The organism is Mycolicibacterium vaccae NBRC 14118 = CIP 105934 (assembly GCF_001552715.1).
Classification (GTDB): Bacteria; Actinomycetota; Actinomycetes; order Mycobacteriales; family Mycobacteriaceae; genus Mycobacterium; species Mycobacterium vaccae.
In genome coordinates, this window is the sequence record NZ_BCRS01000020.1 from 24,416 (window position 1) to 50,794 (window position 26,379).

At 68.0% G+C, this 26,379-nt stretch carries 19 protein-coding genes; 7 read left to right on the plus strand and 12 right to left on the minus strand.

The features are described from left to right. Positions 1 to 295: 295 nt before the first annotated feature. From MVA01S_RS06345 to MVA01S_RS06355, 3 genes are read left to right on the plus strand one after another with little or no spacing between them, the layout of a single operon-like run. Entirely contained in the window at positions 296 to 2,686 is a 2,391-nt protein-coding gene (locus MVA01S_RS06345) for a PE-PPE domain-containing protein (RefSeq protein WP_003932278.1), read from the plus strand. A 34-nt stretch (positions 2,687 to 2,720) separates the two neighbouring features. Beyond that, positions 2,721 to 4,205: a flavin-containing monooxygenase gene (locus MVA01S_RS06350; RefSeq protein ID WP_040542337.1), complete on the plus strand. Its 1,485-nt coding sequence runs from the start codon at positions 2,721 to 2,723 to the stop codon at positions 4,203 to 4,205. A 36-nt stretch (positions 4,206 to 4,241) separates the two neighbouring features. Then, positions 4,242 to 5,606 carry a cytochrome P450 gene (locus tag MVA01S_RS06355; RefSeq protein WP_003932280.1) on the plus strand — a complete coding sequence of 455 codons (1,365 nt, stop codon included), beginning with the start codon at positions 4,242 to 4,244 and terminating at the stop codon, positions 5,604 to 5,606. Between the two features lie 13 nt (positions 5,607 to 5,619). Here MVA01S_RS06355 and MVA01S_RS06360 read toward each other — a convergent pair whose 3' ends face one another. The 5 genes from MVA01S_RS06360 to MVA01S_RS06380 form a co-directional block, all read right to left on the minus strand. After that, entirely contained in the window at positions 5,620 to 6,447 is an 828-nt protein-coding gene (locus tag MVA01S_RS06360) for a class I SAM-dependent methyltransferase (protein ID WP_003932281.1), read from the minus strand. A gap of 44 nt (positions 6,448 to 6,491) precedes the next feature. After that, positions 6,492 to 7,754, minus strand: a complete 1,263-nt coding sequence (locus tag MVA01S_RS06365; protein WP_082762375.1) for a PE-PPE domain-containing protein — start codon at positions 7,752 to 7,754, stop codon at positions 6,492 to 6,494. Positions 7,755 to 7,945: 191 nt separating this feature from the next. Beyond that, positions 7,946 to 8,611, minus strand: coding sequence for a cutinase family protein (locus MVA01S_RS06370; RefSeq protein ID WP_003932284.1), 666 nt, complete (start codon positions 8,609 to 8,611; stop codon positions 7,946 to 7,948). Between the two features lie 58 nt (positions 8,612 to 8,669). Beyond that, positions 8,670 to 10,148, minus strand: coding sequence for a flavin-containing monooxygenase (locus tag MVA01S_RS06375; RefSeq protein ID WP_003932285.1), 1,479 nt, complete (start codon positions 10,146 to 10,148; stop codon positions 8,670 to 8,672). Between the two features lie 187 nt (positions 10,149 to 10,335). Next, positions 10,336 to 11,460, minus strand: a complete 1,125-nt coding sequence (locus MVA01S_RS06380) for a PE-PPE domain-containing protein (protein ID WP_306307747.1) — start codon at positions 11,458 to 11,460, stop codon at positions 10,336 to 10,338. A 1,014-nt stretch (positions 11,461 to 12,474) separates the two neighbouring features. On the opposite strand from MVA01S_RS06380, the gene MVA01S_RS06385 reads away from it, so the two are divergent. Then, the gene (locus MVA01S_RS06385; RefSeq protein ID WP_003932287.1) at positions 12,475 to 13,713 is read left to right on the plus strand and encodes a PE-PPE domain-containing protein; all 1,239 of its coding nucleotides are present in this window, start codon (positions 12,475 to 12,477) and stop codon (positions 13,711 to 13,713) included. A 32-nt stretch (positions 13,714 to 13,745) separates the two neighbouring features. Beyond that, complete coding sequence (locus tag MVA01S_RS06390; protein WP_003932288.1) at positions 13,746 to 14,603, plus strand: SDR family NAD(P)-dependent oxidoreductase; 858 nt, start codon at positions 13,746 to 13,748, stop codon at positions 14,601 to 14,603. Here the strand turns inward: MVA01S_RS06390 and MVA01S_RS06395 are convergent. The 7 genes from MVA01S_RS06395 to MVA01S_RS06425 all read right to left on the minus strand — a co-directional run bounded on the left by MVA01S_RS06395 (position 14,583) and on the right by MVA01S_RS06425 (position 24,199). Beyond that, positions 14,583 to 15,773 (minus strand): alkane 1-monooxygenase, encoded by a 1,191-nt coding sequence (locus tag MVA01S_RS06395; RefSeq protein ID WP_040542343.1) that lies wholly within the window; start codon positions 15,771 to 15,773, stop codon positions 14,583 to 14,585. The genes MVA01S_RS06390 and MVA01S_RS06395 overlap by 21 nt on opposite strands. Positions 15,774 to 16,017: 244 nt before the next feature. Continuing rightward, positions 16,018 to 16,536, minus strand: coding sequence for a peroxidase family protein (locus MVA01S_RS31650; RefSeq protein ID WP_003932290.1), 519 nt, complete (start codon positions 16,534 to 16,536; stop codon positions 16,018 to 16,020). 159 nt (positions 16,537 to 16,695) lie between these two features. Continuing rightward, a complete protein-coding gene (locus MVA01S_RS06405; protein WP_003932291.1) occupies positions 16,696 to 18,573 on the minus strand; it encodes a vWA domain-containing protein in 1,878 nt (625 codons plus the stop codon). An 80-nt stretch (positions 18,574 to 18,653) separates the two neighbouring features. Continuing rightward, positions 18,654 to 20,840: a malate synthase G gene (locus tag MVA01S_RS06410; protein ID WP_003932292.1), complete on the minus strand. Its 2,187-nt coding sequence runs from the start codon at positions 20,838 to 20,840 to the stop codon at positions 18,654 to 18,656. Positions 20,841 to 20,921: 81 nt separating this feature from the next. Continuing rightward, positions 20,922 to 21,812 carry a hypothetical protein gene (locus tag MVA01S_RS06415; RefSeq protein WP_003932293.1) on the minus strand — a complete coding sequence of 297 codons (891 nt, stop codon included), beginning with the start codon at positions 21,810 to 21,812 and terminating at the stop codon, positions 20,922 to 20,924. Further along, the gene (locus MVA01S_RS06420) at positions 21,790 to 22,851 is read right to left on the minus strand and encodes a hemolysin family protein (RefSeq protein ID WP_003932294.1); all 1,062 of its coding nucleotides are present in this window, start codon (positions 22,849 to 22,851) and stop codon (positions 21,790 to 21,792) included. Before MVA01S_RS06420 ends, MVA01S_RS06415 begins: the two co-directional genes overlap by 23 nt. After that, on the minus strand, positions 22,844 to 24,199 hold the full coding sequence (locus MVA01S_RS06425) for a hemolysin family protein (protein WP_003932295.1): 1,356 nt from the start codon (positions 24,197 to 24,199) through the stop codon (positions 22,844 to 22,846). Before MVA01S_RS06425 ends, MVA01S_RS06420 begins: the two co-directional genes overlap by 8 nt. A 311-nt stretch (positions 24,200 to 24,510) precedes the next feature. Between MVA01S_RS06425 and MVA01S_RS06430 the strand changes: the two genes are divergently transcribed. Together MVA01S_RS06430 and MVA01S_RS06435 are read left to right on the plus strand one after the other, a co-directional pair. Continuing rightward, positions 24,511 to 25,539, plus strand: a complete 1,029-nt coding sequence (locus tag MVA01S_RS06430; protein ID WP_003932296.1) for an iron ABC transporter substrate-binding protein — start codon at positions 24,511 to 24,513, stop codon at positions 25,537 to 25,539. A gap of 5 nt (positions 25,540 to 25,544) precedes the next feature. Beyond that, positions 25,545 to 26,379: ABC transporter permease (locus tag MVA01S_RS06435; RefSeq protein WP_169801744.1), on the plus strand; the 835-nt coding region annotated here is incomplete at its 3' end.

Consider the following 26,379-nt stretch of genomic DNA (forward strand, 5'->3'; position numbering starts at 1 on the left):
GGGTACCTCGCAGCGCAACGGAGACGACCTCTGTCAGGCGTTTGCTGATTGGTCTTCCCAAAACCCGCCCGTGGGGTATTCTCCCTTCGTCAGGGATCGCGCCTACCGGGCAGCTTTGACGAATCGACACCACGCAGGGCCTTCACGTGCGACGCATGTCGTTGGTGGATGCCCAGGTGGAGCCGGGTCGTCGAGGTCGGGGGGCTCGTCGTTCGGTGCGGCCCGGCATATTGACAACGGCGCGATCCCGCTCGTGATGAGCGGGATCGTCTGCACCTCCAGGAAAGGGACGTTTGTGAATCGAGCGACGAAGACGGCGCTGACGGCGGCACTGCCGTTCATGATGCTGCCGCTCACCGTTGCCGGGCCGCTCCCCACGGCAAGCGCTGCCGCCGTGGAGCTTCCCCCGGGCCCCGCGACCGTCCTTCACACCGGCCCCACTCCGTGGTCGACGCCGAACAACCTCGGCGGCATCATCTGCGAGCTGGAGCGCGAGTGCCGCGAGGTCTACTACCAGTGGGTGCTGCCGTTCGGCACGTTCGAGCCGGGACTGGCCGAGAACCTCAAGACGATGAACTTCGCGCTGAACAACACCGCCGGCGACAAGGTCGCCTACGGGTTCAGTGGCGGCGCGCGGGTGGTCTCGAAGTGGCTCGAGGACAACGCGGACTCCACCGCGATCTCACCCGAGGAACTGTCGGTGGTGCTGCTGGGTAACGGCGGCCGCAAGTACGGCGGACTCAACGGCTGGTACTACGGCGACTCGCTGATGACGCCCACCGACACCCAGTTCTCGGTGCTCGACGTCGCCCGTCAGTACGACCCGATCGCCGACTTCCCGGACAACCCGTTCAACCTTCTCGCGCTGGCCAACGCGATCTCGGCGTTCGGCAACGTGCACATGAAGTACTCCGAGGCCGACCTCAACGCTCCGGGCAACTATGTCTGGAAAGAGGGCAACACCACTTACGTCTACATCCCCACCGCGCAGCTGCCGCTGCTGGCCGGGTTGCGCACGTGGGGCATGGGCGCGCTGGCCGACCAGCTGGAGGCGCCGCTGCGGGAGATCATCGACAAGGCCTACAAGCGGGATTACCTGGCGGGCGCCGACATCATCGGCGAGCCTGCCGGCGACGATTCCGACACGTCCGGAACGACCGGCACATCCGGCACGTCCGGCACTCCGGTGCGGCCCGTCGCCGCGGCGATCCCGACCGGCCCTGGTGAGGCCTGCTCCGGATACAACACCGACGGATGTGACATCCACAAGGATCAGAACTACACCCCGATCACCGCGCCGAACCTCGACAACCCGGCGTGGCAGAACGTGCTGCCGAACCTGTTCAACGCACTGATCAGCGTCCCGCGGGCATACCTCGACGGTCTCAACGACCTGTCGCACGCGCTCGAGGTCACCGGCAGCTGGTGGGTCTACACGCCGACCAACGTGCTGGGCTACGACCCCGCCGATCCGCCGAAGATCACCTCGATCACCAACCTGCTGATCCCGTTCAAGCCGCTGTCCAACGCGCTCGGCGAGCACGTGTCGTGGTGGGCCAAGGCCAACCTGCCGATGGATGCCGGCTGCACCGGCACCGCGCCGCCGACCTGCAAGGACGCCAACAGCATCCTGAGCAAGATGTTCCTGGCACCGATCTGGGATCTCATCGCCGGCTACAAGTTCCCCGAGCTGAACAACCCGGTCAGCGGCGAGGAAGGCCAGGTCGGTGACGAGATCCCCGGCCAGACCGGCGACCCGGTCCCGTGGTCCGGCAAACCCGTGCAGCTGAACCCGTGGGATCCGGTGTACAGCACGCTGAACTACCTGTTCGCGCCGCCGGAGCAGAACCGGCCGAAGGCGATCACGCTGACCGAGGTGGTCCAGTCGGTGGTTCGCTTCACCAAGGCGGTGTGGCTGGACTTCAACCCGTTCGTGCCGGGCAGCTTCCTGTGGAAGGGCTTCCCGTACACGCTGGTGACGCCGTTCATCAAGCCGTTCGTGAAGTTCCTGTGCCCGACCTGCGACCCGGACAACCCCGGCGATCCGACGCCGTTCGGTGAGGACCCGGAGACCACCGGGGGCACCGAGGGCACCACGCTGCTGGCCTCCTCGACCAAGACCACCGAAGCGGCGTCCGACGAGGGCACCGAGGGTGAGGAAGCCAAGGGCGACAGTGTCGTCTCCGACGCGGTCAACGATCTGCTGAAGAAGTTCAAGCTGGCTCCGCAGGACGAGACCCCGGTCGACGAGAAGGCCGGTGACGAGGTCACCGACGAGACGCCCACCGAGGAGACCCCCGCCGAGGAGACCCCGGTCGAGCAGACCCCGGTCGACGACGAGGGCAAGACCGAGACCGGCGCTCCGGGCGAGACCAAGCCCGAGACCGGCGTCGACGAGGGCAAGCCGGGCGACACCGACGAGGCCGAGGACACCGACAAGGACGCCACCGACGAGGCTGACGACAAGGACGCCGACAAGGACAAGGCTGACGACAAGGACGCCGAGAAGGACGCGGACAAGGACAAGGACAAGGCCGACAAGGCCGAGGACTCCGAGAAGCCGGCGACCGGCGGCAAGCACCGCAAGGCCGACAAGGAGACCGACGGCTCGGAGGGCAAGTCCGACACCGGCGCCAAGAAGGAAAGCGCGGGCGCGAAGAGCGGCGGCGCCGACTCCGGCGAATAGGAAAGCCCGGACCTTTGACCGTAATATCGCCCGGGTGAGTACGGAGCAGCTCGATGCCGTCATCGTCGGAGCAGGGTTCGGTGGGATGGGTGCGGCGATCCAGCTCAATGAGCTGGGTTACCGCAACATCGCAATCCTCGACCGCGAGGACGACTTAGGTGGAACGTGGCACGTCAACCGTTATCCAGGCTTGACGGTTGACGTCCCATCCACCACCTACTCGTACTGGTTCGAACCGAACCCGTACTGGTCGCGGCTCTATGCGCCGGGCTCGGAGCTCAAGACCTACGCCGAGCACGTCGCCGACAAGTACGACCTGCGCCGCTACATGCGGTTCAACACTGTGGTCGAGGGCGCCCGGTGGGACGAGGACACCCAGCAGTGGCTGATCTCGCTGGCCGGCGGCCAGACGCTGCAGTCGCAGTTCCTGGTGCTGGCCACGGGGTATCTGTGCCAGCCGAAGAAGCCGGACATCCCGGGCATCGACACCTTCGCCGGGACCGTGCTGCATGCGCAGGAGTGGGACGACGACTATTCACTGCGCGGTAAACGCGCGGCGATCATCGGCACCGGGTCCACCGGTGTGCAGCTGATCCCGAAGCTCGCCGAGGACGTCTCCGAGCTGACGGTCTACCAGCGCACGCCGATCTGGGTGATGCCGAAGTTCGACCTCTCGTTCGGCCCGAGGACGCAGCGGATCTTCGCGAAATTCCCTGCCACGCAACGGGTTATGCGGCTCTCCAGCGACATGTTCATGGATGTCATGACCACGCTGGCGATGTGGAAGTTCCGTCAGCTGCGCCCGATCAACACCGCGGCCGCCAAGATCGGGACGCTGCACCGGTTCCTGGCCATCCGCGACAAGGAACTGCGCCGCAAGCTGACGCCGGACTACGACTTCGGCTGCAAACGGCCCACGCTGTCCAACGTCTACTACCGGACCTTCACCAAGCCGCACGTGAAGTTGGAGACCGCCGGCATCGAGCGGATCGAACCGGACGGCATCGTCGGCAAGGACGGCACCAAGCGCGTCATCGACACCCTGGTGCTGGCCACCGGCTTCGACGTGTGGGAGTCGAACCTGCCCGCCATCGAGGTGATCGGCCGGGAGGGCCGTGATCTCGGAAAGTGGTGGCGGGAGAACCGTTTTCAGGCTTACGAGGGCATGACGGTGCCGATGTTCCCGAACCTGGTGACCCAGGCCAGCCCGTACGCGTGGGTGGGGATGTCGTGGTTCGACACCGTCGAGTACCAGATGCGGCACATGAAGCGGTTGTTCGGTGAGTTGCAGCGCCGCGGTGGACGGACTTTCGAGGTCACCGACGAGGCCAACGACAAGTTCCTCGAGCGGATGCTGACCCTGCTCGACGACTCGGTGTTCCGGCTGGGTGACTGCGCGAGCTCACGCTCGTACTGGTTCAACAGTTCCGGCGAGGCGCCGCTGTTCCGGCCGACGTCCATCCGTCAGGCGGTCAAGGAGCAGGAGAGATTCCCGCTCAGCGACTACGCGATAGCCTGATAGTTCACTAGCTCACCAGAGGCAAGGGGTGACGACATGGCAACGGCCACCACCGATCCAGTGCGGCTCCCGCCGGGGCCGAGGATCCCGAAGCTCATTCAGGGCGCAGCCGTCCTGACGCAGCGCTACGGCGCGATCGCCGCGCTGGGCCGCAAGTACGGTTCCACGTTCACGCTGAACATCCCGGTGTTCGGCGAGACCGTGGTGATCAGCGACCCGGTGCTGGTCAAGGATCTGTTCAGCACCCACCGTGATCTCGTGGGCCGGCCGCAGAACAACCTGGGCGGCGACGTCCTCGGACCCGGATCGATCTTCAACCTCGAAGGCGACGAGCTTCAGGCACGTCGCAAGCTGCTGCTGCCGCCGTTCAACGGCAAGAGCATGCGCGGCTACGCGAGCATCACCGAGGAGGAGGCCGTCCGCGAGATCCGGACCTGGCCCGAAGGTGTGGAGTTCGAGACCCTCGAACCGATGATGCGGATCACCCTGAACACGATCCTGCGGGCCGTGTTCGGCGCGGAGGGGGCGCAGCTCGACGAGTTGCGCGAACTGATGCCCAAGGCGGTGGAGTTCGGTTCCAAGATCGCGCTGATGCCGTCGATCGTGCGCCGCGACTTCGGGCCGTGGAGCCCGGGCGGCAAGTTCGCCGCATACCGCAAACGGATGGACGAGCTGCTCAACTCGCTGCTCGACGACGCGCGCAACGATCCCAACTTCACCGAGCGCAACGACGTGCTGTCGCTGCTGCTGCAGGCCCGCTACGACGACGGCTCGCCGATGCCGGACTCCTACATCCTCGACGAGCTGCTGACGATGCTGGTGGCCGGGCACGAGACGACCTCGACGCAGCTGGCGTGGACCGTCGAGCGGATCCGCCGCCACCCCGAGCTGCTGGTTCGCCTCACAGAGGAGGTCGACGCCGGCGGCAACGAACTACTGCTCGCGACGATCGCCGAGTCGCAACGCACCCGCCCCGTGCTGACCGCCGCGCTGCGCCGGGCCCGGACACGAATTCAGTTGGGGGAGTGGGTGATTCCCGAGGGTGACACGATCCTGGCCAGCACCCAGCTGGCGATGGCCGCCGAGTCGAGTTTCCCCGACGCCGAGAAGTTCGATCCCGACCGCTTCGTCGGTAAGGCACCGAACCCGTTCGCGTGGATCCCGTTCGGTGGCGGCATGATGCGGTGCATCGGTGCGTCGTTCGCGACCATGGAGATGGAGGTGACGTTGCGGGCGATGCTGCGTGAGTTCACGATCGAACCCACCACCGAACCCGACGAGAAGCCGCACAGCCGCGGCGTCACCGTCACACCCGCCCGCAACGGCCGCCTCGTGGTGCACAGGCGCCGCGATACCGCGGCACGCGACGCCGACTCGCTGTCGGTCGCGGAAAGCACCTAGACGCGGCGAGCTCCTAGAAGCGGTACTGCAGGATTCGCGCCTTGCGCGCGATCGCCGGTACCCGGTGCGACAGCCGGCCCGCCAGACGCAGGCCGGGGGGAAACTGCGCGGCCTCGGGGCGTTGCATGACGCTGGCCTCCTCCAGCAGCGTGAGGCGCGGGTTCCATGCCTCGGGCTGTCGAGCGTCCTTGAAGCCGGCGAAGTTCCACTGGCTGTGCGGCGAGTTCGTCTTGCCCGCGGTGCTCACCTTGCCGACCAGACGGTTGAGCGTGCTCACCGGTCCGTAGTCGTTGAAAGCGATGACGCCCGAACCGAAATGGTCGGTGACCATGCGCAGGACGGCAATCACGTCCGTCTCGTGGAGGAACGCGACCAGCCCGTCGGCGAAGACGAGCGTCGGCCGGTCACCCGGTATCGGGTCGGCCCAATGCGGTTCGAGTACCGAGGCCGGCACGGCGTGGTCGCGTTCGTGGGCGGGCAGAAGCGCCTGGCGCACCGCGACGACGGCGGGCAGGTCGACGCTGTACCAGTCGACGGTGGACGGCGGGTCGACGCGCAGCACCGCGCTGCTGAAGCCTGCGCCGAGGTCGACGACGACGGCGTCGGGGTGCTCGCCGATGAAGTCCCTGATGCGCTCGTCGAGCATCTTGGCCCGTAACGCCACCAGCGGCACCACGCTGGGCGTCGCGGCCAGTGTGCTGAAGTCGTAGTCGATTTCACCGACAGTCAGCTCGGCCTGGCGATCACCGAGGATGGGGCGGGGCGCTCGGCTGTCGAGGGCCCGGCAGTACTCCGTGAGCAACGCCGTCTGTTCGATGGGGGTGAGGCCGCTGACATCCATCCTGCCAGCCAAGCACATCCACGGGATCGGCCGGCAACCGGCGACTACTCGTCGCCGCCCGCCTCGCCGCCCGATGACGAGTTGTCTGTGCTGTCGTCGGCATCCGACCGCTTCTCGGTGGCGTCAGTCTCCGGCTCGCCGGCCTGCTCGGCCTCCTGCTCTGTCACCTCGTCGAAGGCTTCGTCGGCTCCCTCGTCGGCTCCCTCGTCGGACTCCTCGAGGTCGTCGGTGAGATCTTCCGTGAGGCCTGTGTCGAGGAGGTCTGCATCGAGGCCTTCGGTGAGGTCGTCCCCGACATCCTCTGTGGGGTCTTCCCGGACGTCCTCCACGCCGGTCGACACGAACTCGACCGTGCGCGCCGAATCCGCTACGTCACCATCGCCCTCGGGCGCCGGATCAGTCGGCGGCGCTTCGGGGTCCGGGGTCGGCTCGGGGTCCGGGGTCGGCTCGGGCGCGGCGGGTAGGCCCGGCTTGGCGGGCAGGTAGGACCGGTCGTAGGCCGACTCGACCATCTCGCGGAGAGGGCCGTCGAGCGCGTCCGCGAGGGCCGCCAGACCGATCCAGCGCAACGGCTCGAGCAGTGGGAGTCTGTCGTTCGGCACGAAGACGTAGGTTGTCTTGCCCTCGGTCCACACGTAATTGGCCGGATCGTAGAGGTCGATCTCTTCGTAGTCGGTGTGGGTGACCGCGAAGCCGGCGAAGACGTTGAGCAGCGCCAGAAGGTTCATCGGGTTGTCGGGGAAGTCGGACGCCAGATCGTACTGGCGGGCGACGTCGAGCACTGCGTAGTCGCTGTCCGGCACCGCCTGGCCCCAGCCGACATGCGCTCCGCCGTGTTTGCGGCCCGGATTCCCGATGAGGACGAAACTCAGGTTCTCCGGACCGGGTGCGCCCTCGGTCCCGCCGTACTTCGCGATCCAGTCCGCCGCCACCCGTGCGCCCTGGCTGTATCCGTAGACGATCTGCTGTGTTTGTCCGGGGTCCGGAGAGGGTTGCCGGAGAGCCTTGTCGAGCAGGTCCATCCCTTGCGCCCGCAGCAGGTAGGGGTAGGGCACGGACGAACATTGGCGCTGGGCGGCGCACACCTCGCCCTGAAGGTCGTCGTCGTTGCCGCCCGGCAGCAGGCTCAGGGTCAACACCCTGGCTTTCTCAGGAAGAAAGGAGAATTCGGCAGCCGCGGGCGGCGCCGATCCGACCGCGGGGAGCACCATGAGCGGAGTGGCCGCCGCGGCCACAGCCGCGATCCACTTGGCCCGCCGGTTGTTCTTCGTCCCTGCCACCATGTCCGTCGGCCCCCCAGCGTTCATGTCCCAAAGGTTTGCTGATCAGATCAGCGTACGCGCCCCACGGCATGACCACGCACACTTTCGCGGCAGCTTCTCATTATTGCGACACCACTTCGTGATGGTGTGCACCGGCCGTTCGGCTGGGCAGGGGTAACCCGCAATCGCATCCGGTAAACCCGAACTTCGTTTGCTGGATAGTGCTGAGCCGCCGGCTACCGGACGCGGCCGGCGACGAAGTTCGCGGCTTCCTCCACCATGCCGTTGTCGGCGTAGGCGAAGTGGGCCGGCAGGTTGAAGCCGGGCGAGCAGAACGGATCGTCGAGCGCACACAGATCGATCGACTTCGGCCCGTAGGTGCCGCTCATCTGCGGCAGCGGACCGCCACCACGGATGTCGCGCAACGGATTTCCGAAGACCACAACGGCGGCCACGTGGTCGGCGACGCGGGGCGGCATCGGGGTGGGGGTGAACCGGCCCAGCGGTCGCGGATCGACGGTGATCAGGTCGATGACGCCGGCGCCCTGCGACATGCCGCCCAGGACAAGCTTGGTGTCCGGGCAGTTGTCGGCCATCCACTGCACCCGCCCCGATGCGTCGGCCGCGCCCATGGGCGCCGATTTGTCGAAGTCGAATCCTGCCGGGTAGTTCACCGCGTAGGTGCCCACCGACTGCTCACCGACCTTGGGCCGCAGCGCGTTGACGAACGCATCACCGACCCACCCGAGGCCGGGTTCCGCACCGGTCCCGCGCGCGAAGATCACCTCGATGTCCGGACACGGATCCGCTGAGGCGGTCGGTATCGAGACCCCCGTCTGCCATAACGCGGCCGAAACCGCGACTGCTGCACCGACACTGCCCAGAACACGCCGCACCTGCATGTATCCATGCTGTCACACCGCAGGGAACGTACTGGTCAGGCCGGTGCTGGCCAGCAGTTCAGGCGAAGGAGTAGTCGGTGAACGGGAAGTTGTCGTTCTCGCGGTTGGTCTGGTTGGTCGAGGCCGGACGCACCAGCGTCTCGCCGCTCGGGCTGAAGTAGTAGGACCGCGAGCGTGCGCAGTCACCCCGACGGAACACGGTCTTACCCAACAGCTTCGACATCCGCTCACTGAAGCGGTCGGTGGCGTCCTCGGTCACCTCGAAGGTGGTCGCGTCGCGCCGTTGCAGCTCGCCGAAGAGCCGATCCATGTGGCGCATCTGGTATTCCATCGTGTTGAAGTACGACAGCCCGCTGGTGGCGTACGGTCCGGCCAGGCTCAGAAGATTCGGGAAGGCCGGGATCGTCACGCCCTGGTAGGCCTTGAAGCCGTTGTCCCGCCACCACTTTCCGAGGTTACGGGCGTCACGGCCGATCACCTCGATCGCCGGGATGTTGGCTTCCCAGATGTCGAAGCCCGTGCACAGCACCAGGGTGTCGATCTTGGTCTTGGTGCCGTCGCAGGCCACGATGCCGTCGGCTTCCACCCGCTCGATACCCGAGGCCTGCAGATGCACGTGCGGTTTGGCCAGCGTGCGGTAGTAGGAGTTCGAGTACGTCGGCCGCTTACAACCGAAGTCGTAGTCCGGCGTCAGCTGCTTGCGCAGACGCCGGTCCCGGATCGAGACGAACCGCAACGCCTGGGACAGATAGGAAGCGCCGACGTTGAGCTGCCGGAAATACTTGTAGTTCAGCACCGACAGGATCATCATCACTTCGAGGTTCGCGTCGGTGGTGAACCGGAACGCGCGTTGCAGCAGCGGGATCCGGGCGAACAGTCGACGCAGCAGCGGCGGGATCGCGAAGTCGAACTTCGGCACCACGTGGATCGGGGTGCGCTGGTACACCGTGAGCTCTGCGGCGGTCTTGGCGAGCTCCGGGATCAACTGCACCGCCGTGGCGCCGGTACCGATCAGCCCGATGCGCTCGCCGGCGGGGGAGTACTCGTCATCCCAGTCCATGCTGTGCACGATCCGACCGGCGAAATCCTCGATACCCGGGATGTCGGGCGTGCGCGGCTGTGACAGGTAGCCGGTGGCGGTGATCAGGAACCGCGAGGTCAGCGTCTCGCCGCTGGACAGCGTCACCTGCCACTGCCTGGCGTCCTCGTCCCAGCGCGCGCCGTCGACCGGGCTGTTGAACCGCATGTGCCTGCGGACGTCGTACTTGTCGGCAACGTGCTCGGCGTAGGCCTTGAGTTCATGGCCCGGGGCGTAGAGCCGCGACCACTTCGGGTTGGGTTCGAACCAGTAGGAGTAGGTCGACGACGGGATGTCGACTGCCAGGCCGGGGTAGTGATTGACGTGCCACGTCCCGCCCAGATCGTCCTCGCGGTCGACGATCAGGATGTTGTCATAGCCCATTTTCCTGAGCTGGATCGCGGCACCCATGCCGCCGAAGCCGGCTCCTACGACGATCGCGTCGTATTGCACATCCATGGCGATCAACGCTACCTCACAGCAAATCGGGGCCCCGCCCACTGGATCTTAGGCCGTACAGGCTGGCTGCGCTCGCTGGTGACGGCCCCCGCGCATCACCGGGCGGACACACCGCGGAGCCCCGGCGGAAGGGCCGGGGCTCCGGGCTGGGTGTCCGAGACTTCGGCAGCCTCGAGCTCGGGGAGGGCTACTCCGAGGAGCCGGAGTCGGACGACCCGGATCCGTCAGACGACGATTCGGCCGACGAGCCCGAATCATCGGAGTCCGAGGAATCCTCGGCTCCGCTGGCGTCGTCCTCGTCCTTGGTGGCCTCGTCCGAGTCGCCGGCCTCGGCGTCCTCGTTCGCTTCGGCCTCGTCGTCGCTGCCCGATCCCGTGTCGGTGTCCTCGTCGACCACGTCGAGATCCTCGTCGTCGACGACACCGCTGGTGTCCTCGGCGCCGTCACGGTCGACCACCTCGACAGGCTCGGGGGCTTCCTTCTCGGCATCCTCGACCTTGTCGACGCCGTCGACATCGTCGACGTCGGCCACGGGAGCCGGTTCAGGAGCCGGGTCCTCGGTGACCGACGCCGGGGAGGCCAGCGTGCGCGCCGCGGGGGTCTGCACGACGTCGTTGCGGCTGTATCCCTTGTCGATCTTCTCGCGGAGCTCGGCCTCACGCGGCGCGAGGAATGGGAGCAGCTGGACCAGCGGCAGTTTGGCCGTCGGGATGAGGTAGTTGGTGACCTTGCCGCCTGCCTCGTTGTACTCGACGCTGGTGATGTACTCGTCCTTCAGATCGGCGAACATCATCGGCACGTGCACGAAGATGCCGCCGGCCATCGCGTTGGCCACCGCGAGGAAGTTCCACCACCGGTCGGGGAAGTCGGCCAGGCCGTCGTACTCGCCGAGCACGACCTTGACCTCGTACTGCGAGGCCGGCGGCGGCTGGTAGGTGTAGTCGTACTTGCTGTTGTAGCGGGCCTTGTTGATCAGCTTCTGGCGGCTGGAGTCGGCGACCACGATGAACGTGAGTTCGTCGGCCTTCGGCGCGTTGGGATCCTGGGCCAGTTGGCGGAGCACCTCGGTGACCACCAGCGAGCCGGCCGACAACCCGACGATCTTGACCTGTTCGTTGGCCAGGAGGTTGCCGTCGGCATCTCGGACGAGCTTGCCGACGGCGGTGCCGATCGCGGTGTTGAGGTTGGTGATCCCGATGTTGATCGACTGACCGAGGGTGTAGGTCCGCCCCGTGTACGGCGCGGCCTCCGCCGGCCATCCGATGCTGACCCGATCCATCCCGTGCAGCTCGTCCTTGAGGACCTGCGCCATCACCAAATCGTGCATGGATGGCGTTGCCAGACCGCCGACGACGAGCCCGGTGGGACTGCTGATCCCCGGCGCCGCGGTGGACAGTGCCAGTGCAGCCGAGGCAACTGCGGCGCCACACACAACCCGTGCCTTACGAAAGCTCCTACGCATGTGATCTCCCCGATATGTAGCGATGACGTGATCCGCCAACTGCGGTGCGCCGAATCATATTGCTCGTGCGTCAACTTCGTACAGCAAATTCGAGCAAATACCGAACCATCGATTTATGGCAAATTACGTATATATTGCTGTTATGCGATGTTTATGGAATCTCTACATCAGTAGAGAATTTGCAGGGCGTCCTTCGGGAAAAGACACGGCACACTGTGCCGCTCTTCCAAAAAGTGGCTTTCAACGCGTCTTATGTGGACAGTTCAGCGCAGGACACCGCGATCACAGCCAAAATTACAGAGCTGTCACTTTAATTTCAGGAATGCGTCAATAATGGCGAGCTCTTGATAGCTGGCTGGTCGTCGGCTAAAAATTTCTCATGGTCCGAACCATCGGGGGCAGCACATCCTCGTGAACATTGGACTCCTTGCTGATTAACGCCACCCGGCGCAGTCGCCTTGTCCGGTCCGTGATATGCGCGCCGGCTGGCGCGGCCCCGGCCGGATGCTGAGGGCGTGCCGAGGGCAACGGCGCGCGTCCGCGAAGTCCCGGAGCGCACCCCAGGGCGACCCGGATACGGCTCTGGCATGCCGTGTATCCGGCGAACCACCAGTTCAGCGCCCTGATAGCACGGCTAACGGACCCGCTCGGCCGCGGTCGACGGGCCACCCCGGTGAAATCCCAGTTTTTGGGTTTGCTGGAGTGTTCGCTGACGGCTCTGCCCTGCGGTATCGTGCACTTCGGTCCGGCGGCGGACAGGCGGGCACGCGCGCGCCGTCGAGCGCGCAGCCGACGTCAACGCACACGGGCGGCCACGCGGCCCGGGAGAAGGGACACTCTGTGAATCGAGCGACGAAGGCCGCAATGACCGCTGCTGCGGTGCCGTTTGCTGCACTGCCGCTGGCGTTCGGCGGATCAGTTGCCACGGCCGCCCAGCTCCTCCCCACCGGCGCCGCCACCGTGCTGCACCACGGCCCGACGCCCTGGGCCATGGACGACAACCTCGGCGGAGCGCTGTGCGATGAGCCCAAGGTCTGCCGCGAGGTCTCCTACCAGTGGATTGTCGCGCTCGGCACCGTCGAGATCGGCCTCACACCGAACGTGCGCGCCCTCGATTTCGCGATCAAGAACCTGCCGTCGGAACCCGACGCTCCAGAGGACAAGATCGTGTACGCGTTCAGCGGCGGCGCCCGGGTGGCGTCGGTGTGGCTGCGCGACCACAGCAGCGATCACGAGAACAGCAGTGCCACACCGCCGCCCGAGGACCTCACGTTCGTCCTGTTGGGGAACGGCGGCCGCAAGTACGGCGGGCTCAACGGTTGGTGGTACGGCGACAAGCTGCTGACACCCACCGACACCGACTACGCCGTCATCGACGTCGCCCGCGAATACGACCCGATCGCCGATTTCCCGGTCAACCCGTTCAACCTGCTTGCCCTGGCCAACGCCGTCGCGGCCTTCACCTACGTGCACATGAGCTACGACGAGGTCGACCTCGACGATCCGGCCAACATCGTGTGGACCGAGGGCAACACCACCTACGTGCACGTCCCGACCAAGAATCTGCCGCTGCTGCAGGGCTTCCGCGACTTCGGTCTGGGCTGGCTGGTCGACGGCTGGGAAGAACCGCTGCGCGCGATCATCGACCAGGCCTATGACCGCACGTGGCTGGATGGCAAGCTCCCGCAGGGCGAGGCAGGGGACGAGACGCTGCAGACCCTGCTCGACGAGCAGCAGGAGACACCGCGCACCGTCGCGCGTACGCAGGCCGCCGGCCACCACGTCGACGGCGAGGTCGGCGACGAGGTGGCCGACGAGGTGGCCAACGAGGTGGCCGACGAGCAGGCCCCGGACCCGGCGACCGGTGGGGAAGACACCACCGACGTAGACAACACCGACGAAGACACCCCCGACGAAGAGACCAGCGACGAAGAGACCGAGGACCGGGACTCCGCCGAACCCGTGACCGACGACGAAGACATCGACGCGCCGGCCGACGAGGACACCGGGACTGCCGACGAGCCGTCCCCCGAGGCCGATTCCGATGCCGAGTCCGGTGCCGACAAGGCCGCGGACTCCGCCGACGGAGGCAGCGAGGCCTGAGGGCCCGAGGACCCGGCCGCTATCCTTCCCGGGTGGCATCCAGAGACGCAGCGCAACTGATCGGCAAGGTCGCCTTCATCACCGGTGGCGCATCAGGGATCGGCGCCGCGCTCAGCGCCGAACTCGCCGCGGCGGGCGCAGCGGTGTGGATTGCCGACCGCCAGTTCGAAGCGGCCGACCGGCTCGCGCAGCAGCTGCGTGGATCGGGCGCCCAGGTGCACGCGGTCGAACTCGACGTGCGCGACGCAGCGGCCTTCACTGCGGCGATCAACGCGACGGTCGACACCGCGGGACGCATCGACTACCTGTTCAACAACGCCGGCATCGGGATCGGCGGCGAGGTCGACACACTGAGCCTCGACGACTGGACCGACATCATCGACGTGAACCTGCGCGGCGTCATCCACGGCGTCCAAGCCGCGTACCCGGTGATGATCAGGCAGGGCAGCGGCCACATCGTGAACACGGCTTCGATGGCAGGGCTGGTGACCACCGCTGCGCAGGCCGGCTATTCGGCGACCAAGCACGCGGTGGTGGCGCTGTCGAAGACCATGCGGGTCGAGGCCGCCACCCACGGTGTACGGGTCTCGGTGCTGTGCCCCGGTGTGGTGCGCACGCCGATCCTGTCCGGGGGCGCCTACGGCCGCAACACGAGCGTCAGCAAGGAGAACCTGGTCAAGCTCGGGGAGGCGCTGCGCCCGATGGATCCCGGCGCCTTCGCCGACAAAGCTCTGCGCGCTGTCCTGGCCGATCAGGCGATCATCGTCGTGCCGCGGTGGTGGAAAGCGCTGTGGCTGCTCGAGCGACTGTCACCGGCGCTGTCGATGCGCACCGCCGCGGTGGCGCTCAAACGCACCCGCGAGGTGCAGTCAGCCGTACCGCCGCAGTAGGGCCTGTTCCCGCCGGGGACTCAGCGCGGCCAACCGGACGTCGCCGCCGTAGTGGGCCAGCACCCGACGGTCCATCACCCGCCGCCACAGCGGCGGCAGCATCGCCAGCAGCACCATCGTGGCGTACCCCGACGGCAATTGAGGGGCCTCCTCGGCATGGCACAACGCCTGGTAGCGCCGGTGCGGATTGGCGTGGTGGTCCGAGTGGCGCTGCAGGTGGAACAGAAGCACGTTGGAGATCACCGAATTGCTGTTCCAGCTGTGCGCCGGACGCACCTGTTCGTAGGCGCCGTCGCTGCGGCGCTGCCGCCGAAGGCCGTAGTGCTCCAGATAGTTGATCGATTCGAGCAGGCAGATGCCGACCACCGCCTGGCCGAGCAGCCACGGCAGCACCGGCACCCCGAACGCCGCGACCAGCACGGTGAACAGGACCGCGGTCATCGCCCAGGAGTGCAGCGCGTCGTTGCGCGGCGTCCACGGTGACTTGCCCTGCCGGGCCAACCGGCGACGCTCGATCGTCCACGCCGAACGCAGACTGCCGAACACGGACCGGAACAGGAACGTGTAGAGGCTCTCCCCGAGACGGGAACTCGCCGGGTCCTCGGGGGTGGCGACGCGCGCGTGATGCCCCCGGTTGTGCTCGACGAAGAAATGGCCGTACCCGGTCTGGGCCAGCGCGACCTTGCTCAGCCAGCGCTCCGAGCGCACCCGCTGGTGCCCGAGCTCGTGGGCGATGTTGATCGCCACCCCGCCGATGCCCCCGACGGTGAGCATGAGCCCCACCTTGTCCACCGGGCTCAGCGTCACACCACTGCCGCCGGTCCACACCCAGCAGGCCAGCGCCAGGGACAGGTACTGGGCGGGCAGATACAGATAGGTGGCCCACCGGTAGAAGCGGTCGGTCTCCAGCCGGGCCAGTGCGCTGTCCGGGGGATTGTCGGCGTCCAGGCCGACGAGGTAGTCCAGCACCGGGATCACCACCAGCATCAACGCCGGGCCCGACCACCAGAACACCCCCCAGCCGGTGACCGTCACCGCAACCCAGGACGCCAGAACAAGGGTGGGTATCACCAAACCGAGCAGCCAGACATACCGCTTACGGTCCCGCCAGGCCGGAGCAACTTCAATCGAGACGCCTGTGCGTGCCTGTGCGCGCTGCTGAATCGGCATCTTCCGAAGATTCCCCCTCTTAGCCGAGCCGTCCCTTGATCCTCGTCGCGCGAGACGACGATTGGGTAACGTCGTCATACCATTGCGGCTCGCGACAGGGCAATCGCGAGAGCGAAGCTAACCTCAGCGAGCCGGATCAGGCCCCAGAGTACCGGTTGCTGGTCGCCCGTTCAGTCCCACGCCACCGGCGTTTCGGGCGGCCCCGCCCACGCCGGGGGCAGCAAAGTTCCCCGACGGCGCGGTCTCAGCGTCGCAGCCCCAGACTCACCAGCGGGTCCACCGCCTCGCCGGCAACGTTCGCCGTACGACGCCGGCCAGGCCGGCGGTGGCGTCGATGGCTTCCAGACCTGCCCGGGAAGTGTTTCCGCGGTGAAGAAGTTGGGATCCAGCAGCGGATTGGTGAGAGCCTGGGAAAGGCGTCGACCGCGACCATGGTGGCCATCAGCGGGGGCAGCGTGGCCCCGGGCCTGATGTCCTCGGCGAACAGGCCGGGAAAGAACTCGGTCTGGCCGTACAGCTGCTCAGGTCGAGGTTGTGGGTGGAGGTGCCCGGCGGGCCGGGCGAACAGCCCGGTCACCTGTTCGACAGGCCCCTTCCCGTCCCGGACCAGCCCGGGGTCAGCCCGCAGGTGCCTGCGACTCCACGTGCGGTCGCGCAGCGATCCCCACGACGTGTAGTCGCCCATCGTGCTCAATGCGCCCGGCCGGGTCCTCATCGTGTACACGGCGCCGTTGATCAGCCGCCGGTTGACCGCCGAGTTCACCTTCGGTGTGCGCCGCAGCGCGCGCCAGATCCGTTCCCCCGTGCGTCGTCACGGCGATGCGCATACCGTTCTTGACGCCGAATCGGCGCCAGAACCCCCCGGGTCACAAACGCGAATGTACGTCCGTGGGGCCGTGATGTCGCCGGGTCGCGAATTCGGTCAGGACAGCATCGCCGAGACGGCAGCGGCGAGTTCGGGGGAGTCCGACGAACCGAGGTTCTGATAGCTGCCGCCGGTGATCTCCGCGACCGACTCCCAGGTGGGCCGGTCGGCGTCGTCACCGAAGTCGATGATATTCACCGCAACCGGGCGCTCCGGGTCGAACGCGCCCCGGACGTAGTCCTGCAGTCCGGTAGCGCCCAGCGACCGGTCGGTGTGCGGCCCCGCGGTGAGGACCAGCACCGAGTTCTTCTGCCCCTCACGGTATTTCGCTGTGGCGTCGGTGTAGACCAGCCGCAGGGTGGTGAACGACACCGCCCCGCCCGAGGACGGGCTCTGAGCGTCCAGTGCCGCGGTCAACGTGTCCGAGCGGGACGCGCCGTCGACCTGATCCGACAGCGGTCCGACGCTGACCTCGGACTGTCCCTGCACACCGTCGAAGGTCCACAGTCCGACCGCGGAGTCGGGCGGCAGCACCGCGAGGCGGGCCTTGAGCGCGTCGACGACATTGCGCAGCCGTGATGCGCCGCCCTCGTCGGTGGGCATCGACTGATCGAGCATCACGGTGACCGTCGGACTCTGCACCGGACTGCTCAGCGTCTCGGCGATGGTGGTCCGCAGTTCGTCGTCACCGATCTCCAGCGGGGCCGCCACCGGCGCGAAGTCGACGACGTCGCTGCCCGGCGACTCGGTGCCCTCGACGCGGAATCCCGCGCCGGCCAGGTCGGCGAGCTGCTCGGGTTTGCGCATGAACCGCGCGAACTCGCTGGCCGCGGTGACCTGCTCCTGGGACAGCCAGTCACCGGCGAGCAGAACGGTGGGGAAGTCGGCGATCGCCGTCGGGCCCGACGGCATCCATGCGGCGAGCTTGTCCTTGGCCTCGGGCAGCGCCGCGGCCCGCTGGAACACCCGCTGTTCGGTGGTCGCGACGGCGTGCACCGGCGCGGTGGCCGGATCCGATGCGTCGACGAGCGCGTCCAGTGCGGTGCCGGCGTCGCGGTCGGCCAGCTCGGGCGCACGTGACATCACGGTGCTGACCGCGCCGAGGCCGGAGGTCGGCGGTGCTCCGGCCGGCGCCGCCGCGGCGGCCACCGCCTCGGCAGCCAGGTAGGAGGCATCGCTGTCGTCGCCGATCGGCAGGGCCAGCCGCAGACCGCCCCAGCCCCGCAGGCCGAGTCCGTCGAGTGCGGCCGGGTCGGTCTGCAACCGCGGCAGGGCGCCCCAACTCTGGTCGCCGAGGGCGTCCCGGAGCTGCGGAGCCACGGCGAGCACGACGGGCGAGGTGACCAGGGAACGGCTGTCGCTGACCGTCTGCGCGCCGGTGGCGGCTTCCAGCCGGGCGGCCGACACCGAGCTGCCCGGAATCCACAACGCGGGGCGTTCACCCAGCTCGGCGGGCCACTGTTCGGCGAAACCGTCGACCACGCGGTCGGCGTCGGCGCTCTGCACGCCGACCTTGACGCAGCGGTCACCGACCGGGGCTGCGGTCTCGTTGTAGCGCTCGGCGAGTGCGCCCACCGACTCGGCGATCGCCGGATCGGCGACCACGGCCACCGCGAGGTCACCCTCGACACACCGGGCCGCCGCGGCGTCGGAGCGCCCGGACAGCGCGTCCCCGACGAACCGCCAGAGAATCACGACGGCGACCACGACGACCACTGCGACGAGCGCCACGATCACGCTGACGCTCACGCCGCGTCGGCCGGGTGTCACCGCGCGGTGACTGCCCGTCCACTCGCCGCCTTCCCAGTCGCCGGTGTGCTGCGCGCCCGATCTCGGCGACGCACCGTCACCGGCGCCGTCGGCATCGAAACCCCCTGGGGGAGTGCCGGTCTGGTCGCGGGACTCTTCTGGATCCGGGAGGCTATGCCGGCCCATGCCTGCCTTCGCTGCACACGCTGGTTACGTCCTTAGTTCGGTCTTAGTTCGGTCGACCCGGGGATGGTGCCTGTTCTGCGTCAGCCAACGTTACTAGCCGCCTTGTACTCCCGGCGCCGGCGATGCAGGATCGGCTCGGTGTAGCCGTTGGGCTGGTCGGCGCCGGCCAGGATGAGTTCCTGGGCGGCCTGGAAGGCGATGCTGTTGTCGGGATCTGTTGCCATGGGCCGGAAGTCGGGGTCCGCGGCGTTCTGTTCGTCGACCACCGCGGCCATCCTGCGCAGGCTGGCCTTGACGTCCTCTTCGGTGATCACGCCGTGGCGCAGCCAGTTGGCCAGCAGCTGGCTGGAGATGCGCAGCGTGGCCCGGTCCTCCATCAGCGCGACGTCGTGGATGTCGGGGACCTTCGAACAGCCCACACCCGCGTCGATCCAGCGCACCACGTAGCCCAGGATCGACTGGCAGTTGTTGTCGACCTCTTCGCGGATCTCGTCGGAGGCCCACGCCAGTTCCTGGGCCAGCGGGATCCGCAGCAACTGGTCGACCGTGCCGCGTCGCTGACCGGCGAGTTCTTTCTGCACGGCGAACACGTCGACCTGGTGGTAGTGCATCGCGTGCAGGGTCGCCGCGGTCGGCGACGGCACCCACGCGGTCGTCGCGCCGGCCTTGGGCTGACCGATCTTCTGCTCGACCATGTCGGCCATCAGGTCGGTCATCGCCCACATGCCCTTGCCGATCTGGGCCCGGCCGGAGAACCCGGTCTCCAGCCCGATGTCGACGTTCTGGTCCTCGTAGGCCTTGATCCAGTCGGTGGACTTCATCGCGCCCTTGCGGATCATCGGCCCGGCGTCCATCGACGTGTGGATCTCGTCGCCGGTGCGGTCCAGGAAACCGGTGTTGATGAACGCGACCCGGTCGGCGGCGGCCTTGATGCACGCCTTCAGGTTCAGCGTGGTGCGCCGTTCCTCGTCCATGATGCCCACCTTGATGGTGTTGGGCGGCAGCCCGAGGACGTCCTCCACGCGGCTGAACAGCTCGCAGGTGAAGGCCACCTCGTCGGGGCCGTGCATCTTGGGCTTGACGATGTAGATGGAGCCGGTCCGGCTGTTGACCAGCGGTCCGCTGTCGCCGGTCCGGAGCCCGTGGATGCCGATCAGGCTGGTGAACAGCGCATCCTGGATCCCCTCGGGGATCTCTGTGCCTTGGGCGTCGGTGATCGCGTCGTTGGTCATCAGGTGCCCGACGTTGCGCACGAACAGCAGGCTGCGGCCGGGCACGGTCACCTCGGTCTCGCCGTCCGGGCCGGTGTAGGTGCGGTCCTCGTTGAGCACGCGGGTGAAGGTCTTGCCGCCCTTGCTGACCTCTTCGGCCAGGTCACCCCGGTTGAGGCCGAGCCAGTTGCGGTAGCCCAACACCTTGTCCGCGGCGTCGACGGCGGCCACGGAGTCCTCGAAGTCCATGATCGTGGTGACCGCGGACTCCAGCACGACGTCCTTGATGCCGGCTTTGTCGGTCGAGCCGATGGGGGAGTCGGCGTCGACCAGGATCTCGACGTGCAGACCGTTGTTGACCAGCAGCACCGCGGTCGGGGCCGCGGCCTCGCCGAGGTATCCGACGAACTGCGCCGGGTCGCTCAGGGCCACGGACTCGTCGCCCACGGCCACCGTCAGCGCGCCGTCCTCGACGCTGAGGCCGGTGATGTCCGACCACGAACCGGACGCCAGCGGCACCGCCTGGTCGAGGAACCGGCGGGCGTAGGCGATCACCTTGTCACCGCGCACCGGGTTGTAGGACGTGCCGGGCTCGGCGCCGTCCTCCTCGGAGATGACGTCGGTGCCGTACAGCGCGTCGTACAGCGAGCCCCAGCGGGCGTTGGCGGCGTTGAGCGCGAAACGCGCGTTGAGGATCGGCACCACCAGTTGCGGACCGGCGGTGGTGGTGATCTCGTCGTCGACACCCGCGGTGGTGATCGTGAAGTCTCCCGGCTCGGGCTCCAGGTAGCCGATGTCGGTGAGGAACTGCTTGTACTCCGCGGGTTCGAAACCGCCGATCACCCGGGCGCGGTGCCACCGGTCGATCTGCGCCTGCAGATCGTCGCGGCGCGCCAGCAGCTCCTGGTTGCGCGGCGTCAGGTCGGCGACGACCTTGTCCACACCGGACCAGAACGTGTCGGGATCGATGTCGGTGCCGGGCAGCGCCTCGTTGTTGATGAAGTCGTACAACTCGGGGGCGACGCGCAGGCTACCCACCGTCACGCGATCGGTCATGATTCCTCCCTCGGGTGCACGCGCGTCCGCGCCATGCCTCTTGCACTGTCGTCGGTCCAGCTTACCCACCGGTAACAGGGCCTATGCCCGGGTGGCGCTCTGCTGCAGCACCACGACGCATTCGAGCAGCCGGGACCGCAGCGGCGCGGCACGTCCCGCGATCGCTTCTTGTTCACGCACGTATTCAGCTCTGCCGCTGGGGGTTTCGACCGCAATCGGCTCGAAATCGTAGGCGCGTAGGTCGTATGGGCTGGCCCGCATGTCGAGCACCCGGGCGTCAAGGGCGAGCTGCAGGCAGTCCAGCACGAGGCCGGACTCGATCAGCGGCCCCAGCTTCAGTGCCCACTTGTAGAGATCCATCCCGGCATGCACGCAGCCGGGCTGTTCGGCGGCGATCTGGGTGTCCCGGGTCAGGCGGGTGGCGTTGCGTTCGGCGGCGGGCTCGGTGAAGAACCGGTAGGCGTCGAAGTGGCTGCACCGCAACGGCATCGACTCGACGACCGCGTCGGTGCCTGCGGGGCCCAGGCGCAGCGGCACGCGGTCGTGGCGCACCGAGGACGCCTGGTAGACCATCGCCCATTCGTGCATGCCGAAACAGTTGAACCGGGCCGGCCGCGACGCGGTGGCCTGCAGCAGGTCGGCGATGAACGTCACAGTGCCGAGCCGACTGTTCAGATGATCGCGCCCGACGGCCACGCCGCCCCGGAGGCGCTCATACCCGGCCCGCTGCAGGTAGCGCTCCGCCGCGGCCCCTTCGAGTACCACGCCGTAGCCGGGGTGCCAGACCCGCAGCCGGCCCGGACGCACGTTGTAGTAGGTGAACAGGAAGTCGTAGACGGGATGGGGCTGTCCCGCGCGGCGTCGGCGCAGATGCGGGGCCAGGATGTCGTCGGCCCGCCGGACGTACCCGGCCGCGCGGTCGAGCCAGTCGGCCTCGGGCAGTCGGATCTCAGATGCGGTGCGTGCTGTCACGGACGGTTCCCACCAGGTCCTCGACCAGATCCTCCAGCGCCACCATCGCGGTGGCGGCGCCGTCGGGGGCGGTGACCAGCGCGAGATGGCTGTTGGTGCGGCGCAGCCGGGTCAGCGCGTCGGGCAGCGGCAGCGTGGCCGGCACCTTCGGCAGGGGGCGCACCATCGACGCGTCCACGACGGCCGCGCTGCCGGCGGCGCCGTTGAGCAGCGGCAACACGTCCTTGATGTGCAGGTAGCCGATGAACGCACCGCCGGCATCGGTCACCGGGAAGCGCGAGTAACCCGTCTCCTTCAACGCCTCTTCCAGCACCCCGACGGTCGGGCCCGCGCCCTCGTGCGCCACCGGGACGGCACGGATCTCGTCCAGCGCCATCGCGACGTCGTCGACCACCCGGTTACGGATCTGCAGGGCCCGCGTCAGCCGGGTGTGTTCCTCGGGATCGAGCAACCCCTCCGACAGCGACTCGGCGATCATCTCGGACAGTTCGACCGTCGAGACCGTGACGTCCAGTTCGTCCTTGGGTTCGACGCCGAACAGCCGCAGCGTCGAGTTCGCGCACCAGTTGTAGAACGCGATGAACGGCCGCGCCAACCGCATGTACACCAGATAGACCGGGATCAGCAGCATCGCGGTGGACTCCGGCCCGGCGATGGCGATGTTCTTCGGCACCATCTCGCCCAGCAGCACGTGCAGCGTCACGACGATGGACAGCGCCACCAGGAACGACACGCTGTGCAGCACCGCGTCGGGGATGCCCAGCAGCCCGAACGGTTTCTCCAGCAGGTGCGCCACCGCGGGTTCGGCGACCCGGCCCAGCAGGATGGAACACACCGTGATCCCGAGCTGCGAGCCGGCCAGCATCAGCGACAGGTGCTCACCGGCCCGGATGACGGTGACCGCGCTGTGCTTGCCCTGCTCGGCCAGCGCTTCGAGCCGGTCCCGCCGTGCGGAGATCAGCGAGAACTCCGACGCGACGAAGAACGCATTGGCGGCCAGCAACACGAAGGTCAGCAGGACGCCGAAGATGTCACCCACCGCCGGCCCCCTCACGACCCAGTTCGGTCAGCCGCAGCTGGTCGATCCGGCGGCCGTCCATCTTCACGACGGTGGCCAGCCAGCGCACCGGATGGTCCGGCGAAGTGTCCGGGTCGAAGGCGGTCAGCTCCACCGATTCACCCTCCGTCGGGATGTGCCCGAGCTTCTCCAGCACCAGCCCGCCGATCGTCTCGTAGTCGCCCTCGGGCGGGCGGAACGCGGTCCCCTCGGCGACCTCGTCGATCCGCAGCAGGGCCGACACCTGCCAGCCCCGGCCCGCCTGGACCACGTCCGGCGGCTCGTCGTCGTGTTCGTCGCGCACATCGCCGACGATCTCCTCGATCAGGTCCTCCACGGTCACCATGCCCGCGGTGCCGCCGTACTCGTCGACCACCAGCGCGGTCTGCAGACCGTTGGCGCGCACCTCCGACATCACCGAGTCACCGTCGAGAGTCGAGGGCACCTTCGTGACGGGCAGGGCCAGCACGGACAGCCGGGTGGTGGCGCGTGCCATGGCGGGCACCGCGAACACCTGCTTGACGTGCACCATGCCGATGGTCTCGTCGAGGTCGCCGCGGATGACGGGGAAGCGGGAGTGCCCGGTCCTGATCGCGGCCTCGCTGAGGTCGACGACGGTGTCGTCGGCGTCGAGGGTGTCGATCTTGGAGCGCGGCGTCATCAGCTCCTCGGCGGAGCGGTCGCCGAACTGCAGCGAGCGGTCCACCAGCACCGCGGTGACCGGGTCCAGCGACCCGCGCTGCGCCGACGAGCGCACCAGCGACACCAGCTCCTGCGGGGAACGGGCGGACCGCAGCTCCTCGGCCGGTTCGATACCGAGGCGGCGCAGAATCCAGTTCGCGGTCCCGTTGGTCAGCCGGATCAGCGGCTTGGCCAGGAACGAGAACATCAACTGCAGCGGCGCCGCCCAGCGCGCAGTCGGCACGGGCCGGGCCACCGCGAGGTTCTTCGGGACGAGCTCGCCGAACACCATCGAGATCGACGTGGCGATCAGGATGGCCAGCACCAGAGCCAGCCCGGTGACGAGCTGGTCGGGCACCCCGATGGCGCTCAGCGCGGGGTCGATGAGCCGCGCGACGACCGGTTCGGCCAGGAACCCGGTGGCCAGCGTGGTGATGGAGATGCCGACCTGCGCACCCGAGAGCTGCGTCGACAGTGTGCGGTGGGCCCGTTGCACCATCTGATCGCGGCGGTCGCCGGACCGCACGTTGGCTTCGACGGTGCTGCGCTCCAGCGCGGTCAGTGAGAACTCGGCGGCCACGAAGACCGCCGTGCCCGCGGTGAGCAGCGCGAACGCCAGCAGCGAGAGCAGTGTGGTCGCGAGGTTCATCGGGCTGCCCTCGAAAGACGCCAGCCGGGCCCGGAGCCCGGCCGACTAGAGGACGGCTCGGCCTCGCAGGGTTCGAGGTCGGGTCGTCCGGCGTACGTAGCCGGCTCGGATGGACCTCCATCCAGTGCCTGCGGCACCTGGTCCCTTTCGTCTGGAAATGGCGGATGCGCGGTGTCGTCTTGCGCGAAATCAGCTGATTGTCAACACATGCTAGCGGAATCTCGACAGTGGCCCACGCCCCTGTTGCCGGTTAGCCGGGCTCACTTCACGCCAATGGTACTTTCGACGCAAATAAAGGAAAGGCAAGCCTAATGTCGATTTCGTTCAGCCGGGTGGCCGGGGCACTGGGAGCGGTCGCGGCGATGCTCGCGTTCACCGCGTGCGGATCGGAGCCCCAGACCGACAGCGAGAACAAGATCGTCGTCTACTCCGGACGCAGCGAGGCGCTGATCGCCCCGCTGATCGAACAGTTCACCGCCGACACCGGCGTCGAGGTGGAGACCCGGTACGCGGGCTCGGGAGAGCTGGCCGCCCAGCTGATCACCGAAGGCGACAAGTCGCCGGCCGACGTGTTCCTGTCCCAGGACGCCGGCGCGCTCGGGGCGGTCTCCAAGGCCGGCCTGCTCGCCCCGGTCGACGCCGACACCCTCGCCGCAGTGCCCGCGCAGTACTCCGCCGCGGACGGCACGTGGGTCGGCGTGTCCGGGCGCGCCCGGGTGATCGTCTACAACCCCACGCTGGCGCCCAATCCGCCGGACACCATCGACGGTCTGCTGGCGCCGGAGTGGAAGGGCAAGATCGGCTTCGCCCCGAGCAACGCGTCCTGGCAGGCGTTCGTGACCGGCCTGCGCGTGGTGCGCGGCGACGACGGCGCCGAGCAGTGGCTGCGCGCGTTCAAGGCCCAGGAGCCGCAGGCGTTCGAGAACAACGTCGCCGTCCGTGACGCGGTGGATGCCGGTCAGGTGCCGCTCGGCCTGGTCAACCACTACTACCTCTACGAGCTGATCCAGTCCAAGGGTCCGGACGCGGTGGTCGCCGAGAACAAGTTCATGGCCCCCGGCGATCCCGGCGGTCTGGTCAACGTCGCCGGGGTCGGCGTGCTGAAGGCCGCCCCGAATCCTGAAGGCGCGCAACAGTTCGCCGCGTACCTGGTGGGGGAGTCCGCGCAGAAGTACTTCGCCGAGGAGACCTCGGAGTACCCGCTCATCGCGGCGGTGCAGCCGTCGGCGGACATGCCCGCGCTGGCCGACCTGCAGCCGCCTGCCGTTGATCTGTCGCAGCTCGACGACATCGAGGTCACGCAGGAGATGCTCGTCGACACCGGCCTGCTGACGAACTGACCCCGGTGGCGGTACTCGCCCGGCCGGCCCGCCGTCGCCCGCCGGCGCTGCTGCTGCTGCCCGCGGCACTGGTCGCGGCCTGCACCCTGGTGCCGCTGGTCTACCTGGGCGGCCGTGGACTGGAACGCGGCTGGGCATTCGTCCTCGACGAACTGTTCCAGCCGCGCACCGCCGCACTGATCGGGCGGTCGCTGCTGTTGGTCGCGGTCGTCACCGCCGCCTGCGTCGTGCTCGGGGTCGGGTTGGCGGTGCTCGTCACCCGGACCGACCTGCGCGGCCGGCGTGCGCTGGCGGTCGCGTTGACGCTGCCGCTGGCGATGCCGAGTTACCTGCTGGCCTACCTGTGGGTGTCGGCGCTGCCGTCGGTCAGCGGCTTCTGGGGTGCCGCGCTGGTGCTCACCCTGGTCAGCTACCCGCTCGTGCTGCTGACCACGATGGCCGCGCTGGGCCGGGTCGACCCTGCCCAGGAGGAGGTGGCGCGGTCGCTGGGACTGGGCGGTGTCGCGGTGCTGTTCCGGGTCACGCTGCGCCAGGCCCGGGCGGCGATCGCGGCAGGTGCGCTGCTGGTCGCGCTGTATGTGCTCAGTGATTTCGGCGCCGTCGCGGCGATGCGCTTCGAGGCGTTCACCTGGGTGATCTACGGCGCGTACCGCTCCGGGTTCAATCCGTCCCGGGCCGCGGTGCTGTCGCTGGTGCTGATGGTGTTCGCGGTGGCGCTGGTGATCGCCGAGCACCGGGCCCGTGGCCTCGCCGCGGCCTCGCGCGTCGGTGGCGGGGCGGCCCGGCCCGCTCCGCTGAACCGGCTCGGCCGGTGGAGTCCGGTGCTGCTGGTGGTGCCCG

What these genes read in the sequence shown, in the direction of transcription:
- MVA01S_RS06375 (WP_003932285.1), bottom strand. Translation starts at nt 10,148, where the DNA reads ATGGATGTGCAATACGACGCGATCGTCGTAGGAGCCGGCTTCGGCGGC.
- MVA01S_RS06405 (WP_003932291.1), bottom strand. Translation starts at nt 18,573, where the DNA reads ATGGGCCGGCATAGCCTCCCGGATCCAGAAGAGTCCCGCGACCAGACC.
- MVA01S_RS06360 (WP_003932281.1), bottom strand. Translation starts at nt 6,447, where the DNA reads ATGGATGTCAGCGGCCTCACCCCCATCGAACAGACGGCGTTGCTCACG.
- MVA01S_RS06410 (WP_003932292.1), bottom strand. Translation starts at nt 20,840, where the DNA reads ATGACCGATCGCGTGACGGTGGGTAGCCTGCGCGTCGCCCCCGAGTTG.
- MVA01S_RS06430 (WP_003932296.1), top strand. Translation starts at nt 24,511, where the DNA reads ATGTCGATTTCGTTCAGCCGGGTGGCCGGGGCACTGGGAGCGGTCGCG.
- MVA01S_RS06355 (WP_003932280.1), top strand. Translation starts at nt 4,242, where the DNA reads ATGGCAACGGCCACCACCGATCCAGTGCGGCTCCCGCCGGGGCCGAGG.
- MVA01S_RS06380 (WP_306307747.1), bottom strand. Translation starts at nt 11,460, where the DNA reads ATGGCGCAGGTCCTCAAGGACGAGCTGCACGGGATGGATCGGGTCAGC.
- MVA01S_RS06370 (WP_003932284.1), bottom strand. Translation starts at nt 8,611, where the DNA reads ATGCAGGTGCGGCGTGTTCTGGGCAGTGTCGGTGCAGCAGTCGCGGTT.
- MVA01S_RS06365 (WP_082762375.1), bottom strand. Translation starts at nt 7,754, where the DNA reads ATGAACGCTGGGGGGCCGACGGACATGGTGGCAGGGACGAAGAACAAC.
- MVA01S_RS06395 (WP_040542343.1), bottom strand. Translation starts at nt 15,773, where the DNA reads ATGCCGATTCAGCAGCGCGCACAGGCACGCACAGGCGTCTCGATTGAA.
- MVA01S_RS06425 (WP_003932295.1), bottom strand. Translation starts at nt 24,199, where the DNA reads ATGAACCTCGCGACCACACTGCTCTCGCTGCTGGCGTTCGCGCTGCTC.
- MVA01S_RS06385 (WP_003932287.1), top strand. Translation starts at nt 12,475, where the DNA reads ATGACCGCTGCTGCGGTGCCGTTTGCTGCACTGCCGCTGGCGTTCGGC.